Annotated in this window: 15 protein-coding genes; 5 read left to right on the top strand and 10 right to left on the bottom strand. The window is 52.2% G+C overall.

The genetic code is table 11. The annotated features are described in order from the left end of the window. Positions 1–42 precede the first annotated feature (42 nt). From MYS68_RS04150 to MYS68_RS04135, 4 genes are all read right to left on the bottom strand, one after another. Positions 43–762: an AAA family ATPase gene (locus MYS68_RS04150; RefSeq protein WP_248924612.1), complete on the bottom strand. Its 720-nt coding sequence runs from the start codon at positions 760–762 to the stop codon at positions 43–45. A gap of 275 nt (positions 763–1,037) precedes the next feature. After that, positions 1,038–1,859 (bottom strand): ABC transporter permease, encoded by an 822-nt coding sequence (locus MYS68_RS04145; RefSeq protein WP_248924611.1) that lies wholly within the window; start codon positions 1,857–1,859, stop codon positions 1,038–1,040. A gap of 4 nt (positions 1,860–1,863) precedes the next feature. Then, a complete protein-coding gene (locus MYS68_RS04140; protein ID WP_248924610.1) occupies positions 1,864–2,676 on the bottom strand; it encodes an ABC transporter permease in 813 nt (270 codons plus the stop codon). Further along, entirely contained in the window at positions 2,673–3,713 is a 1,041-nt protein-coding gene (locus MYS68_RS04135; protein ID WP_248924609.1) for an ABC transporter ATP-binding protein, read from the bottom strand. Before MYS68_RS04135 ends, MYS68_RS04140 begins: the two co-directional genes overlap by 4 nt. Positions 3,714–3,894: 181 nt before the next feature. Between MYS68_RS04135 and MYS68_RS04130 the strand changes: the two genes are divergently transcribed. Beyond that, on the top strand, positions 3,895–4,614 hold the full coding sequence (locus MYS68_RS04130; RefSeq protein ID WP_248924608.1) for a hypothetical protein: 720 nt from the start codon (positions 3,895–3,897) through the stop codon (positions 4,612–4,614). Positions 4,615–4,905: 291 nt separating this feature from the next. Here MYS68_RS04130 and MYS68_RS04125 read toward each other — a convergent pair whose 3' ends face one another. Then, the gene (locus MYS68_RS04125) at positions 4,906–5,121 is read right to left on the bottom strand and encodes an NUDIX hydrolase (RefSeq protein WP_248924607.1); all 216 of its coding nucleotides are present in this window, start codon (positions 5,119–5,121) and stop codon (positions 4,906–4,908) included. Positions 5,122–5,437: 316 nt separating this feature from the next. On the opposite strand from MYS68_RS04125, the gene MYS68_RS04120 reads away from it, so the two are divergent. After that, entirely contained in the window at positions 5,438–6,298 is an 861-nt protein-coding gene (locus MYS68_RS04120; protein ID WP_248924606.1) for a putative RNA methyltransferase, read from the top strand. A gap of 114 nt (positions 6,299–6,412) precedes the next feature. Beyond that, positions 6,413–7,312, top strand: coding sequence for an Rpn family recombination-promoting nuclease/putative transposase (locus tag MYS68_RS04115; protein WP_248924605.1), 900 nt, complete (start codon positions 6,413–6,415; stop codon positions 7,310–7,312). 146 nt (positions 7,313–7,458) lie between these two features. On the opposite strand, the gene MYS68_RS04110 is transcribed toward MYS68_RS04115, so the two are convergent. From MYS68_RS04110 to MYS68_RS04095, 4 genes are all read right to left on the bottom strand, one after another. After that, positions 7,459–8,241: an ABC transporter permease gene (locus MYS68_RS04110; protein WP_248924604.1), complete on the bottom strand. Its 783-nt coding sequence runs from the start codon at positions 8,239–8,241 to the stop codon at positions 7,459–7,461. A 6-nt stretch (positions 8,242–8,247) separates the two neighbouring features. After that, complete coding sequence (locus MYS68_RS04105; protein ID WP_248924603.1) at positions 8,248–9,051, bottom strand: ABC transporter permease; 804 nt, start codon at positions 9,049–9,051, stop codon at positions 8,248–8,250. After that, positions 9,048–10,025 (bottom strand): ABC transporter ATP-binding protein, encoded by a 978-nt coding sequence (locus MYS68_RS04100; RefSeq protein ID WP_248924602.1) that lies wholly within the window; start codon positions 10,023–10,025, stop codon positions 9,048–9,050. The genes MYS68_RS04105 and MYS68_RS04100 overlap by 4 nt, the downstream gene beginning before the upstream one ends. A 264-nt stretch (positions 10,026–10,289) precedes the next feature. Further along, positions 10,290–10,676 (bottom strand): hypothetical protein, encoded by a 387-nt coding sequence (locus MYS68_RS04095; RefSeq protein ID WP_248924601.1) that lies wholly within the window; start codon positions 10,674–10,676, stop codon positions 10,290–10,292. 351 nt (positions 10,677–11,027) lie between these two features. Between MYS68_RS04095 and MYS68_RS04090 the strand changes: the two genes are divergently transcribed. Both MYS68_RS04090 and MYS68_RS04085 read left to right on the top strand, forming a co-directional pair. After that, positions 11,028–11,642, top strand: coding sequence for a nitroreductase family protein (locus tag MYS68_RS04090; protein WP_248924600.1), 615 nt, complete (start codon positions 11,028–11,030; stop codon positions 11,640–11,642). A gap of 185 nt (positions 11,643–11,827) precedes the next feature. Further along, a complete protein-coding gene (locus MYS68_RS04085; RefSeq protein WP_248924599.1) occupies positions 11,828–13,474 on the top strand; it encodes an IS1634 family transposase in 1,647 nt (548 codons plus the stop codon). 207 nt (positions 13,475–13,681) lie between these two features. Here MYS68_RS04085 and MYS68_RS04080 read toward each other — a convergent pair whose 3' ends face one another. Next, positions 13,682–15,550 carry an ABC transporter ATP-binding protein gene (locus MYS68_RS04080; RefSeq protein ID WP_420852204.1) on the bottom strand — a complete coding sequence of 623 codons (1,869 nt, stop codon included), beginning with the start codon at positions 15,548–15,550 and terminating at the stop codon, positions 13,682–13,684. Positions 15,551–15,608: the final 58 nt, after the last annotated feature.

Genomic DNA, 15,608 nt, shown 5'->3' with positions numbered 1-15,608 from the left:
AAGTGAGCGCCCGATTCAATACGAAAAATTAACGCCTCTTTTTTAATCCGATTCGTCGTCGAATAATTCCTTTAACACGGCTTGCCTTTTTTCCAGAAACCGTCGGGTAACCAAATAATGCAGCGTATCTTCGTACCTGATTTCGCTGATCGGCGGACTATCGAAATTCAATATTTGCGCATCCGGGTATCCGAGCAAAATCGGCGAATGCGTAGCAATAATAAATTGTGCCTCAGCTTCAAGATTCTTGATAATTCGCAGCAGGGCCAACTGCCTTGCGGGCGACAGCGCAGCCTCCGGCTCGTCCAGCAAATAGATCGCTTTTTTACCGAAGCGGTTTTTAAAAAGGGAGAGGAACGCTTCTCCGTGCGATTGTTCGTGCAGCGATTTTCCGCCATAATATTGTAAGCTTGCCGGCATGCTGTCGATATGGGTTGCGAAATGATAGAAGGTTTCCGCCCTTAAGAAAAAGCCGTTCGTAATCTTGGGAAACCAGGAAAGGCGGATAGCATTCCCCAGTGCGGATTGCGAAGCTTCCACGTCAAAGTAGTTGTTTCTCCCGCCGCCCGCCGTGTTGAAGCCGCACTGGTAGGCGATAGCTTCCAGCAGCGTCGATTTCCCCGAGCCGTTTTCCCCAACAAAAAACGTAACGTTGCTTCGAAAAGTAATGGATTCCAGAGAACGCAAAGCCGGTATCGAAAAAGGATAACGGTTCGGGTCGCCGACAGCGGTTCGTAAAAGTTCGAGGGATCTTAAAAACATCGTCTTCATCCTCGCACAAATTGATTTTTCATGATCAGGATCTGTTCCCACATTGTGGATGCTCCTCTCAGGTTATTATAGAACTTATGTTCCTGTATGACAAATGTACAAATCCCCAAAAGTGACGCAAACCTTAGCGGCCTATTCCTGGTACATTTGGGGGAGTCCCCGGTTATCAACAAAATTAGCCATACATAATTTCCTGGCAATTAAAAACCAGCCCGGGAGAGGGCTGGCCCACACTGCTTTCGTTAGATTTTTCGGTAATGCTCCCTCTATCCGGCAACGCTGGAGTATCTTCTTAGCCCGAACCTCCAAAACGTATAAGACAGCAGCATGACGGCCGCGGCGCATAGGGGAACCGCCCACCCCGCCCAGGCGTACTGCTCCGGACGCAGCAAATATGCGGCAGGAAAGAAGCTCCCGACGGCATAAGGAACGACATAGGTCAGCAATCCGCGGATCAGCGGATGGAAAATCTCGAGCGGATATCGCGTAAAATCATAAAGCCAGTTGACCGGGTAGATGATCGACCTGACCTCAAGCACCCAAAACGACGTTACGCTGATCGCCAGCAGCACCGCGAATTGGATAACCGCGCTGCTGATCAGCGCAATGACGGCGTAGCTCACCGCCCAAGGCGTCCACTCCGTTTCAAGATGCCAAGCCGCATACAGCATGATAAAGATGCCGGTCACGAGCTGCCCGACCCCGTTCAGCTCCTGCGATTGACCTATCGTTTGAAAAAGCTCGCCGGCAGGCCGCACCATCATGACATCCATCTGGCCTCTGCGTATATAACCCGTAAGCGAAAACGGCGCATTAAAAAACGTCTGATTAAGCGCCTTGCCGGTCGCGGCAAGCCCAAAAATAAATACAAGCTCGTAAAAGTCCCAATCGGCCAGCTTCGGAATGCGCGCAAACAGCACTGACAAGAAGACAAGCGTGCTGCCCTGCGTCATGATTCCCGCAAAGACCGCGATCAGCGTATCCGCCCTGTATTCAACCAGCGTTTTGAAATATATTTTCAAATACTGGCCGTAAAGTCCGGCCAAAAAAAGCAGCTGCTGAAGCGCATTGCGTTTCGGTGCGAGCATACCGTTACCCCCCATTGATGGTCAGCCGTTTGGCCGCCTTCATCCACAGCAGCCGGCTGATCAGCAGCATGATGAGCGCCCAGACGCACTGCTCCAAAAGCGCCTCGATCATCGCCGTCCCGGTCAATTTTCCCGTATAAATCGACAAAGGAATGTACGCCATTGCCTGGAACGGCAAATATTCCACAATCCCTTTCAGCCATATCGGGAAAAAATCAAACGGAATAAGCGTTCCCGCAAAAATATCGACAATCGCTCTTTTGGCGAGTTGTACCCCGAACGTGTTCGTCGTCAAAAATGAAATCATCATCACGATCGAGTTCAGGCTGAAAGCGACCAAAAACGCGATGACAAGACTAGCGGCAAATCCGAGCAGCGCGGATAATCCGGCAGGCGGCGAAATGCCCAGAAAGAGAATCAGCAGCAGCATCGCCGGAACGTTGACCCACAGCAGCTCTACTACAAAAAAGCCGACCGCCTCCAGAAATCGCTGCGTCTGAAAATCGATCGGACGGATCAAGTCGAGCGCGATATCGCCGGAACGCACCCGCGATGCGGTCTCATAGGTCGGAGCGCGCTCGGCGGGAGACCAGCGGGCGAAGTTGACCGCCTGCCCCACCATCACATAAGTGATCAGCTGCTCCCAAGGCAGCGCCATATTCGCCGAATAATGGTAGATCGCTTTCCAAAGCATGTAGTACATGAGACTGAACATCAGCGTTGAAATAAGAGTCATTATAAAATCAAACCGGAAGTGCATCCGCTGGCGGACGGCAATGCGCGACATCCCGGCCATGCGAAGTATCGTCCGCCTCATCGGACCGCCTCCTCTGCCGCAGCCGCCGATTGCTTCCGCGCCAAACCTTCCCTGTAAATCCGGCTGATCAGCGTGTCAACGCTTTCATCCTGCATCGTCAAATCGCGCGGATTCGCTTTCTCCAAGAGGCGCCGCAGCAGCTCGGCGGTATCGACGGCATGCTGGTCGTACGAGATCCGAACGACCTGCTCCTCCGTACGGACGGTCACGTTTCCGAGTCCGGAGAAAACGGCGGCCGCCGCCTGCGCGGCCTGCACGTCCGCGAAAACTGCGCGAATTTGCCGTTCCGTCGCAAAATTTTCCTTGATGTACTGGAGGCTGCCGTCATAGATCAGATTGCCTTTGTCGATGATCATCGTCCTGTGGCAGAGCCGTTCGATATCGTTCATGTCGTGCGTCGTCAGAAGCAAAGTGACTCCTTTTTCACGGTTAATTTTTTCGATAAACGCCCGGATCCGTTCTTTGGCGACCACGTCGAGACCGATCGTAGGCTCGTCCAGAAAAAGTATTTCCGGCTCGTGAAGCAGCGCGGCCAGTATTTCGCAGCGCATTCGCTGCCCGAGAGAAAGCGTTCTCACAGGGCGCGTCAGCAAGTGCCCAACCTCCAGCACCTCGGCGAACTCCTCTAGATTGTGCCTGTAGCGTTCCGGAGGAATGCTGTACATATACCGCAGCAGTTCGTAGGAATCTTTGACCGGCAGGTCAAACAGCAGCTGCGAGCGCTGCCCGAATACGACGCCGACCTGGTAGCTGCTTAACTTGCGATTTTTGTGCGGAACGAGTCCTCCGATCCGGATCGACCCTCCGCTCGGTTCGAGTATGCCTGTCAGCATTTTGATCGTCGTGGATTTACCGGCGCCGTTCGGGCCGAGATAGGCAACGCTTTCACCTTTTTCAATCGAAAAGCTGATGTCCTCCACCGCCGTCACCTCTTTTTTCTCAGGACGAATCAGACTGACCAGCGTTCCGAACCGCCCCTCCCTGCGTACGGACGTTTGAAACACCTTGCGAACGTGCTGTACATCGATAAGCGGCAACTTCCACTCCCCCTTTTGCACTTTTCCGGCTCGAGTATTAAAATTAAATTATATGGAAAACGGAGGAAAATTTCTATAAGTATAAATATTTTTTTGAAACGATGCCCTACTAACAGCATAGCGCCAATTTCGGCAAAAAGTGATAAAATATTACCGTAATCGATAGAAAGGCGGAAACCATATGACACATTCGTTCGTCATCGAACCTGTTACGTATAACGCTTTCGAGAATGAGGCGGAACAGATCGAAAAATGCAGGGAATGGGGCCTGCTGTCGGAGAAAGCGTCCAAAACCAAAACGTTTTTCTACAAAGGAAGCGGCGTGAATCTGGCCTGCAGCATTGTCGGGTATGCCGATAAAATGACCGCAGTCATCGAGTTCGATAACGGGCAGAAGCACTGCATTCATCCTTCCTATTTGAAGGAAATGCAGGCGGCGAACTACGGTCAGAGGACTGCCGTGGCAGCAGAAGACGGAGCGTCGGAAGGTGAAGAAGCGGAAAACGCGCAGGAAGCGGCGCCGCCTGCCAAGGAAGCCGCCAAAAAGGACGAGCCCAAGTCGGAAACTCCTCCCAAGGAGAAGGCCAAGAAGGAAAAGACGCCGAAAATCGAGCTTCCCGAGGAAAAAGTGAAAATGACGGCGACCGTCAAGGAATTTACTACGGTGCCCAACCATTTCACCGAAACGGACGACGAAGTGATCATCTACGAAGCGGTTTCGATCACCGACCCGGAAACCGATATCGGCTCCGCCTGGTCCAGCCACAGCACCACGCTGAAAAAATTCGGGTTGGAAATCGGCGATACGATCACGTTCGAAGGCAAAATCGTCGCGAAGAAGCTCACCAAGCACCCTGTTCCTTACAAAATCAACAATCCGGCGAAGCTGCAAAAGGTGTGAGGCGTAGGAATGTTGGTGAATACACGCTGCGTGTCCCGGATCGTGCTTCCGATCGCTCTTGTCCCCTGATTTCTTAAATTAACCGCTTAGGCGGTTGGAATCAGGGGACAAAGGCGACCGCTTCGCTTCTCCAGCACGATTCCGTCCACTCCGCTTTTTCACCACATGAGAAGGAAGTAAGAAGGAGTATGCTGCGGCGTACTCCTTCTCGCTGCATTAAGGCTACTCGATCACATAATCATTCACGTGCTGATCTCGGACGAACACTTTTTTATCGTACGCAGCGGCGTCTTATAAAAAATAAAGCCCGGTCAGCGACATGTCCGTCACTTCAATTCCGATTTCCTCCCGGCATTCCCTTACCGCCGCTTCCCAAGCGGATTCGCCTCCCTCCGTTGCGCCGCCGGGCAGCGCCCATTTTTTGCGGCCGCACGTTTGATGCACAAGCAGAATCCTTCCCGACTCATCAAAAATCGTACATCCCGCGGCATCCGGCGTTCTGTCCATGGCATTCCCTCCGTGAATCGATTTCATCCATATAACTGGATGAAACCAGTGTAGCATCTCGCCATGCTACTTATAGCCGATGTTTTGCTGATATTCACCTTATCGTGTTATTATTAAAAGGCGTCCCGTCGGGGACGTGCCCGAAAACATTGTCCTCAGGAGTGAACATCCCCAATGATTATCCAATTCATTCGTTTAAGGTAATGTAAGGTACAGATCATCTGGGCCGGTCTCTTTTTTTTAAAACGAAGAGGCCAGGTTTATTTGACTGTGCCTTTTTTCATTCACCGAATACGAATGAATGGGGTGCTTTTTTGTGTTTGATTTTTTCGCTGAGAATGCAGACTTGTTTCGCTGTCCGATTTGCTGCGGTCTGATGAAGGTCCATGAACGGAAAAGCTTACGTTGTGCTCGGGGCCACTGCTTCGATATTTCCAAACATGGCTACGTAAATTTGCTGCCGCGCCCGGTAAAAACGAAATACGATAAAACGATGTTCGATTCGCGTAAAATCATAAGCCAAGCCGGCTTCTTCCAGCCGCTGGATGCACTTATCACCGAGCAAATTGTCCGTTACCTGGGGCGGGGGCGCGACAATATAAATATTCTGGACGCGGGCTGCGGGGAAGGATCTCATCTCGCCTTTCTGCAGGATGCGATACGTCGTGAAACCGGAGCGAGCGTCCTCGGGATGGGAATCGATATTTCCAAAGAAGCCGTCTCCCTCGCTGCCAGGCAATATCCGGGATCGCTGTGGAGCGTAGCCGATCTCGCGAAGTGCCCGCTGCAGGACCGCCGGTTTCCATGCATCGTCAATATCCTCTCGCCTTCAAATTATTCCGAATTCCTGAGAATGCTTGCGCGCGGCGGAATCGTCGTCAAGGTCGTGCCGGAAAGCGGCTATCTTAAGGAGCTGCGCGAGCTTTTTTACGAGCCGGACAAACAAACGTATTCGAGCAGCGGAACGCAGGAGCGGTTCGCTCACTTTTTTAAGATGATCGAGGCCCGCCGTTTAAATTACACATTTCGCTTGGAACGTTCGCTTATTCCTCACTTGTTTCGCATGACGCCGCTATCGTGGGGAGCCGGTGAAAATGCATTCCGAAAAGCGCCGGACGTGGACGATATGGAGGTTACGGTTGATCTGACCGTATTGATCGGTACGATGCCTGGATGATTCCATCCTTGCCTGATCACGGTGCCCGAAGACCTGCTCTTTCGGGCACTGCCCGTTTTCACGAATCTTCTTGTCATGGTATAATACTGCTAATGATAAGGAGATGATTCCAAAATGGGTGACCATCTGCTTGATCCGCACAACGATTTTGTATTTAAACGTATTTTCGGCAGTGAAGAGAACAAAGATATTTTGCTGGCCTTTTTGAACAGGACCTTTATGGAATCCAATGAGCCACCATTAACGGATATTATCCTGATGAACCCGTACACGGAAAAGGACTCTCCGCAAGACAAGCAGTCCATTCTGGACATCAAGGCCCGAACGATCGACGGGAAGCTCATCAACATCGAAATCCAGCTGTTTAATCGTTACGATATAGAGAAACGCACCTTGTATTACTGGAGCAAAATGTATTCGGATCAGCTTGTGGAAGGCCAGCCTTACCGTGAATTGAAAAAATGCGTTGCGATCAACATTCTCAATTTTCCATATTTGCCGAATGATCAGTATCATAATATCTTTCACTTACGAGAGCAACGTTCTTCCATTCCTCTTTCAGACGATTTGGAGATCCATTTCATGGAGCTGCCGAAGCTTGACGATTCGACGGTTCCGGTTGATGGGGGTTTGGCCAACTGGCTGTTATTCCTAAAGGGTGTAAATAAATCGGCTTGGGAGGTGCTGACCATGAATGAACCGATGTTAAAAAAAGCAATGACCGTGCTGGAGTTTCTCAGCTATGATGCAGAGACTCGCAGGCTCTATGAAGCGCGGCAAAAATATCTTCATGACGAAGCGTCGTTGATTGAAGGAGCTAAAACGGAAGGTCGGGCGGAAGGTCGGGCGGAAGGTCGAGCGGAAGGTCTTGCAGAAGGCATTGCTGAAGGCAGAGCCGAAGGAAAGGAAGAAATGGCCCGAAGGCTTCTAGCCCTGGGAGTCGATATTTCCGTCATTGCCGAGGCATCCGGTCTTACCGAGCCAGAAATCAAGAAACTCAAACCTCTTCAGTGATAGAAATAGGAATGACATGAAAACGCAAGCGGATGTTAAAGAACGAAGCAGATTTAGTTGCTTTATTCTCCAACATCCGCTTTACTGCGTTTATTACCGCTCAAATCTCCACGGGTAAACCGCTGTTATTTGCCCCTCCCTCCTCTTTACGATCCCGTAGAGCGGTAATGCCGAACCCCGAAATGCCAGACCAGCAAACACGGAAGCAGAAACAACGCACCCGCAAGCGGCATCAGTATGTACAGAATGTCGTTTCCGTGGGTTTTGCCCAAAATGTAAAGCAGAGGCAAGTAGCTGACGCATCCGAACGGGATGATGAAGGTGAAAAAGACCGTGACCCATTTTTGATATATATTCAGCGGGTATTTCGCCATCTCCCTGCCTCCGTCCGTGAAAATATTGGCGATCTCCAGCCCTTGCACCGTCCAGAAGCAGAGCGTCGCTGTCAGCATGAAGATGCCCGTAAAAATAAACGTGCCGCATACGATCATCAGCAGGAGTGTTACCGCCTTCGCGAAGCTCCATGCGATTGGCAAGTTCATCAAAGCCCACACGAGGACCATGACGCTTTGCAGCAATCGTCCGGCCCGGGTGAACTCAAACCGGGAGCCGAGCACCTGCAGGACCGTGCTCCGCGGACGAACGAGAAGGCGGTCGAAGCCGCCATCCGCCACCAGGCTGGAGAACAGGTCGAACCCGCGTGAAAAGCATTCGCTCAGCGAGTAAGCCATGCCGATCACCGCAAATAGCAGCACGGCTTCAAAAAAGCTCCAGCCGCGAAGCTGTCCGAACCTCTCGAACATAAAATAAAGCCCGGCAAAAGCCGTAAACGGGATAAAAAACTGGCCGAACGTCAGCAGCCAGAACGAGGCGCGGTATTGCATTTGCGACCTGAACAATATCGATAAGTATTTGAAATATAAGCTCATGGCCCGTCAACCTCCTTGTACCACAACTTGGCGCAGTGCTCTGCGCAGGCTCCACGCTCCGATGCCGGCCATGACGGCCAGCCAGAGCAGCTGTGCGAGGATACCCCACATCGCCTCCGCCTGCGGAATTTGTCCGGAGTAAACACGGAACGGAAAATCCGCCGTCCAGCGGAACGGCAGCGCGTAAGCGATATTTTGCAGCCATGTCGGCATAAGCGGGATCGGCAAAATCATTCCGGAAAAAAATTCGCCGGTCACCGCGATCATCAGCGTCGAGCCGGTGGGCGACATCGTCCAAAATACGGATATGTAGATCAGCATGGAGATCGCGACATTGACAAGCAGTCCGAGCAGCAGCGCGGATATAAATAATCCGAACGCAGCCGGAGAAGGCGGCGGGCTGAGACGGTACGGTTCCGGCAAAATGAGGACGACAAGCAAAATCGGGAAGCAGCGAAGAATGGCGCTCGAGAATCGCTGGGCCAGCAGCTTGGCGAACCAGAACCGGTAAATGCCGCAGGGGCGGCATAACTCATAAGCGATGTTGCCGCTTGTAATCAGCGAAAAAATTTCACCGTCCCGGTACCATAACGCGATAAAAGCGAGAAAGATCTGCTGCAGCCAAATGTACGCGACCAGCTCTTTTAACGTGATCGGCGGCTGCGCGGCGCTTTGGCTGTAAAACGCGACAAAAATCATAATGAAAATGAAGCCGAAAAACAGCTGCGTCAGAACGCCGGCCAAAGCGGCTGAACGGTACTGCAGTCCGTTGATGAAGCGCAGCTTCAAAACCGATATATAGGCGCTCATATTTGATGCTCCTTATACAATTGTACGATGATTTCTTCGACGGGCTTCGTTTCGACGGCAACATCGACAAGTTCGACCCGCTCCGATAATCTGGAGATGACGCTGGCGATCGGCACCCGTTCGGTATCGACACTGTAGACCGCCCGCTCCGGCGACCAAGACAGCCGGTTCGTACCGGGGATATCGACCGGCTCGGCATGTTCCCGGTAGTCAGCCGTAATGATCCGCTCCGTGCCGAACCTGCCGCGAAGTGACCCGATAGTGCCATCGTAGAGCAGTGTTCCTTTGCCGATCATCAGGATACGGTCGGCCAGCGCTTCGATATCTTGCATATCGTGAGTGGTCAGGATAACCGTCACGCCCTTCTCCTGGTTGATCGCCTTGATGAACTGGCGAACGGCGATTTTGCTCACCGCATCCAGCCCGATCGTCGGCTCATCCAAAAATAAAATCTTCGGGCCATGAAGGAGCGAAGCGGCAATTTCGCAGCGCATCCGCTGCCCCAGGCTCAGCTGCCTGACAGGGGTTTGCAGGATCCCGCCAAGTCCCAACCTCTCCGTAAGCAGATGCAGATTCGCACGATAAACCGCAGCCGGTATTTTGTAAATGTCGCGCAGCAGTTCGAACGAGTCGATTACGGGTACGTCCCACCACAGCTGCGAGCGCTGCCCGAACACGACGCCGATATTTCCGACGTAGGCCGTCCTATCCTCCCATGGCGTATAACCCATGATCGAACAGGCGCCCCGATCCGGCACCAAAATGCCGCTCATCACCTTGATCGTCGTCGATTTTCCTGCGCCGTTAGGTCCGATATAGCCGACGATTTCCCCTTCGCCAATCGTGAACGAAATGTTGTGAAGCGCTTCCACGACGGTGTGTTCACGGACAAACAGAGCCTTTACGGCCTGGCGAAGACCGGCCGAACGCTTCGCGACCTTAAACGATTTGCTGATGCCTTGCAGTGCGATCATTCATTTTTCCCTCCCTCAAGTTGTTCCTGAAAAAATATATCCAAAATCCCCAAAAAAATATAGACTTATAATTTTCTGTCGGTTATAATAATATTATAAGGGTCGAGGACACTTACGTTTAGTTAAAATCTGTCAAAAATAGCCAAACGACATCGCGTATGTCGTTTTTTTTATTTGCCGGATCGCGGTCAGCGATAAAAAAGCAATCGACCGGGACTCCATGTCATGAAGAAATCCTGGTCGGATTAGCCCCTTCCGTTACTATTACGTTATTACGGTCCTTACAGTTAATTCGCTATTAAGCACACGATGGCTCGGGTTCAGGTTACCGTCAGCGAGTTTGCCTATGACAAAAAACTGAACTTCGGAAAACGGCCCGTTTGTTTGCAGCACCAACTCGATTTCATAAACAATTATCGCTGCGGCAAGGGTAGTTACGAAGTTTCCTTCAGAAATGGGGGGAACAAAGAGCGGAAAGCTGGTGAGCAGCTTTTTTGCGGCAAGTCCCGCACTGGCATCGTAAACGTTAACGGCAACAAAAGCAGTTTCGGTGGTGTCGTTATTAAGCATTCTAAGCTGTACAGCAGCAGTTTTGGTAGCTGCAGGTGCAAGATTGTCCAGCGGTCCTGTTGTATAAAAAACTGTTGGCATGTTTAATGCCCTCCTCCTGATACACATGATGAACTACGCTATATAAAATGCGAGTCTCGTGAATCCGGGATGGACAAATTTTCCGGTCAAACTGTCTATTTTTGGCTTGCCTTTTCGGGTTTTCCGGATAGGATGACACTATAAGGAAGACATCGTCTATTTGCTGTAAACAAGCCTCCTGTCCGAACATCGGAACAGGAGGCTTTTTATGTGGAATAAATGGGAAAGGGATGGGACGGAATCGAAACGGACGGCTGATCTGTTGCGAGCGGTACGCCCTACCTTCCAATTAATAAGTACATTGGGTTATAATACATTTAGTAAGCTGATTTCAAAAAGGAGGATACTTTAATGAATCGTGCAACAATCAAAGCATCCGATTTCCGTCAACCCGCATTCGAAATAACTCCTCAATTTATCGATCGGTGGTCGCCAAGGTCTTTTCTGGAAAAAGAAGTTCCCGAGCAGGTGCTGTACAGTGTATTCGAAGCGGCGCGATGGGCACCGTCCGCCTCGAATCTGCAGCCTTGGAAATTTATTATCGCCCGTACCGAAGAAGACCGTGAACGATTTTATTCCTTTATCATGCCGGGAAATCTCATTTGGTGCAAAAAAGCACCCGTACTCGCTGTCATCGCTTCGCATACGACATCCGAAAGGGGATTCAACGCCGCACATGCTTTCGATACGGGAGCAGCCTGGGGTTATCTTGCCCTGGAAGCGACGCGTCAAGGTTTGATTACCCATGCGATGGGAGGATTTGAAAAAGATAAAGCCCGCGAAGTCCTGAATGTACCCGCGGATTATGAACTCCATGCTGTCGTCGCCATCGGATATCAAGGCGATAAAGAAGCTTTGCCGGAAAATCTTCAGGAGCGCGAACAGCCGAACCAGCGCCGTCCTTTAAAAGAATCTTTGTTTGAAGGTACTTTCGGAAAAGAAACGCTCTCCCGGGTTCGACAGTAACCCTCGAAAAGTAGGCACCCTTTTGGGTGCTGTGGACAACTGAAATCCAGATTTGACGCGGCTTTTCGGACTTTTCCACAGGCACTACGACGCGAAAAAATCCAAAAAACTGTAGGCACTAAATTTTTGTGGATAATTAGATATTTTTGTTGCATTTCTTGTAGTATATATTATATCCTGTAGATATGTATATACGAACAATCTCTCGTAAAAATAAAAACGGTTCGATCACCCGTTACGTACAGCTCGCCCATAATGAGCGAAATCCTGTGACCGGAACTCCACAAGCGAAAGTCCTGTACCATTTCGGCCGCGCTGACGAACTGGACATGGAGGGCTTGAAACGTCTTGCCGCCAGCATCCACCGTTTTATTGGCGAGCCGCAAGCGCCCTCTCCATCTTCAGCGCAACCCGCTTCGGTTACGCTCCTTAGCAGTCGTTCGCTGGGCGGCGTATGGCTGCTCGATCAACTTTGGAAGAAGCTTGGTATCGGCGAAGCGATTACACGACGACTTGCCGACCGGGAATACCGCATGCCGGTTGAACGCGCCATCTTTGCCATGGTGGCCAATCGGGCGCTGGCACCAAGCAGCAAGCTGGCGATTGAAGATTGGGTGGATCGTGAAGTGGTCATCCCGGACCTTCCGGCGTTTGACGTGCAGCATGGCTACCGGGCAATGGATTTTCTGCTCACGTCGGAAGAAAGCATCCAGCGTGAAGTGTTCCATACGGTAGCGGATTTGCTGAATCTGGAAGTCGATCTGCTGTTCTTCGACACGACCTCCACGTATTTTGAGACGGAAGAGGACGACGAAGACGATTTTCGCAAAACCGGTTATTCGAAAGACCATCGCCCCGACCTTCCGCAGGTGGTCATCGGTTTTGCTGTCACGCGTGAGGGCATCCCGATTCGTTGTTGGGTGTGGCCGGGCAATACGTCGGATATGAACGTTGTGCCGCAGGTGAAAAAGGATCTGATCGGGTGGAAACTCGGGCGTGTGATTACCGTCGTCGACCGCGGTTTCTCCTCCGAAGACAATCTGCGCGTACTGCAACAGAGCGGCGGCCACTACATTGCCGGGGAGAAGATGACGTCGGGCAAGCCGACCGTCGAAGCGGCACTCGCGCATCCGGGACGTTTCAAAACGATCCGAGACAACCTGGAGGTCAAGGAGATCGTCGTGGGGGATGGCGAAGCGCGCAAGCGATACGTGCTCGTTCGCAATCCGGAAGAAGCAAAGCGGGATGCCGCCCGGCGCGAAGCGCATCTGGAGCAGCTGCGCACGGAGCTTGCCCGGTTGAAGGAACTGGACGGCGAAGCGCATACCGGGGCACACTGCCGTCTACACAGCCATCCGACGTACAAACGGTATCTCAAGACCGACAAGCGCGGCAATCTGCGTATCGATCTGGCCGCCGTCAAAGCGATGGAGCATCTGGACGGCAAATACTTGCTGCGCACCTCTGACGACACCTTGTCCACGGAAGACGTGGCACTCGGGTACAAGCAATTGCTTCAGGTGGAAGCAGCGTTTCGGACACTCAAGCAATCGCTGGAACTGCGGCCGGTCTACCACCGGAAAGAAGAACGGATTCGCGCACATGTCCTGCTTTGCTGGCTGGCCTTGATGCTCATCCGGATTGCAGAAAACCAAACCGGTCAAACGTGGCGCGAGATTCGTTCGCTCATGCAGACGCTGCATCTGGTTGAGTACCGTTTGGATGGTGGAAAGCTGCGGCAACGGACGGAATTAACGGACGAACATCGGGCAATTGTTTCGGCCTTGCAAATCGCAGAACCCCAGCAAATATGGGATATTTCGCTCTCTTGACCCCCAAAAGATGTAGGCACCACACGTAGTTATCCACAACTGCCGCATCCCTTGTCCCGCTTGGGTTTGAGACGGATTGTGCATCTACCGACTGTCGAACCCGGGGCTCTAACAAGACGGGAAAGAAAAGCAGCCGATTCCGACAGCCTGATCTTATAGTAAAAAAAAGCCGGACAGATGCCCAGGCATCTGTCCGGCTTTATTCGCTTAGGCGATGGCGCCTTCGGAGAACTGGCTGTTGTACAGCTCGGCGTAGAAACCGCCGCGCGCAAGCAGCTCCTCGTGCGTCCCCTGCTCGACGACGCTGCCGTGGTTCATGACGAGGATCAGATCGGCATCCCGGATCGTCGACAGCCTGTGAGCAATAACGAAGCTTGTGCGTCCCCGCATCAGCGTGTGCATCGCTTTCTGGATCTGCATCTCGGTCCGCGTATCGACGCTGCTTGTCGCCTCATCGAGGATGAGAATGGCGGGATTCGCGAGGATCGCGCGGGCTATGGTGAGCAGCTGCTTTTGCCCTTGCGAGATGTTGGATGCTTCCTCATTCAGCACCGTGTCGTATCCGTCCGGCAACGTGCGGATGAAATGGTCGGCATGCGCTGCCTGCGCGGCTGCGACGATTTCCGCCTCGCTGGCGCCGGCCCGGCCGTAGCCGATGTTGTCGCGAATCGTGCCGTTAAACAGCCACGTATCCTGCAGCACCATACCGAAGAGCCGGCGCAGCTGCCCGCGTTCCATCGCGGTAATATTGACGCCGTCGACCGTAATCGCGCCGCTGTTTAATTCGTAGAAGCGCATGAGAAGATTGACGAGTGTCGTTTTGCCGGCTCCGGTCGGACCGACGATCGCAATTGTTTGTCCTTGCTTTACGTCGATGTTCATGTTTTCGATGAGCGAGGCGCCTTCCTTGTAACCGAAGCTGACGTTTTCAAAGCGTACATCGCCCTTCGGCTCGCGCAATACGATGCCGTTCTCCGTCTCCGCAACTTCTTCCGGCTCGTCGAGAATTTCGAATACCCGCTCCGAGGAAGCCAGCGTGGATTGGATGATGTTTGCGATGTTGGCGGTCTGTATAATCGGCATCGAGAACTGGCGCGCATATTGAATGAAAGCTTGAATATCGCCGATCTCAATCAGTTTTCGCGTCGCCAGAATGCCGCCGACGACGCAAATCAGCACGTAACCGATGTTATTGATAACCGTCATAAGCGGCATCATGATGCCGCTGACGAACTGCGCCCGCCAACCGGATTCGTACAAGCGGTCGTTAATCGCATCGAACTTCGCCACGGATTTTTTCTCGTACCCGAACGCCTTGACGATTTTATGGCCGGTATACATCTCCTCCACATGCCCGTTCAGCTCGCCGAGCGCCTTCTGCTGACCGATAAAATGAGCCTGCGACCGCGACGAGATCGCTTTGATCACAAGAAAGCTCAAAGGTAATGTCAGCACGAGAATCAAGGTTAAAAGCGGGCTGATCGTCAGCATCATCACGACGATACCAAGCAGCGTGATGGCGGATGTCATAACCTGGGTCAAGCTTTGCTGGAGCGTTCCGCTGATATTGTCCATATCGTTTACGGCCCGGCTCATGATTTCGCCGTGGGTTTGCGAATCGAAATATTTGAGCGGCAGGCGAGTCAGCTTTTCGTTTACGTCCCTGCGCAGCCGGTACACCATCTTCTGTGCGACCCCGGCCATCAAATATTGCTGGATATAGGCAAATAAAGAGCTGAATGCATACAAAACGATCAAAATCAGGATAATATTCATGATGTACGGAAAATCGATAGCGGCTCCGGGAACGTTTTGCATTTTGGCCATCAGGCCTTCGAACAGCCGGGTCGTCGCTTTCCCCATTATTTTCGGGCTTACGATGCCGAAAATGGTGCTGAGCACTGCGGTAATAATGACGGCGACGAGCTGCAAGCGAAAAGGCTTCAAATAACCGAGCAGCCGGCGGAATGTCCGTTTGGCGTCTTTGGCCTTTTGCCCGGGCATCGCCATCGGCATTCCGAAGCCGCCGCCCATCGGCCCCCGCCCGGGTCCGCCCATACCGGGGCCACGGCCCATTCCCGCCGCTCCGCCGGGAGGTTTTCCCGGACCGCCGCCGTATCCATTGTTTTGATTT

The sequence above is a fragment of the Paenibacillus hamazuiensis genome, assembly GCF_023276405.1.
Taxonomy (GTDB): Bacteria; Bacillota; Bacilli; order Paenibacillales; family NBRC-103111; genus Paenibacillus_AF; species Paenibacillus_AF hamazuiensis.
The sequence above is the reverse complement of the archived record's forward strand: the minus strand, read 5'-3'. Positions and strand labels throughout refer to the sequence as shown.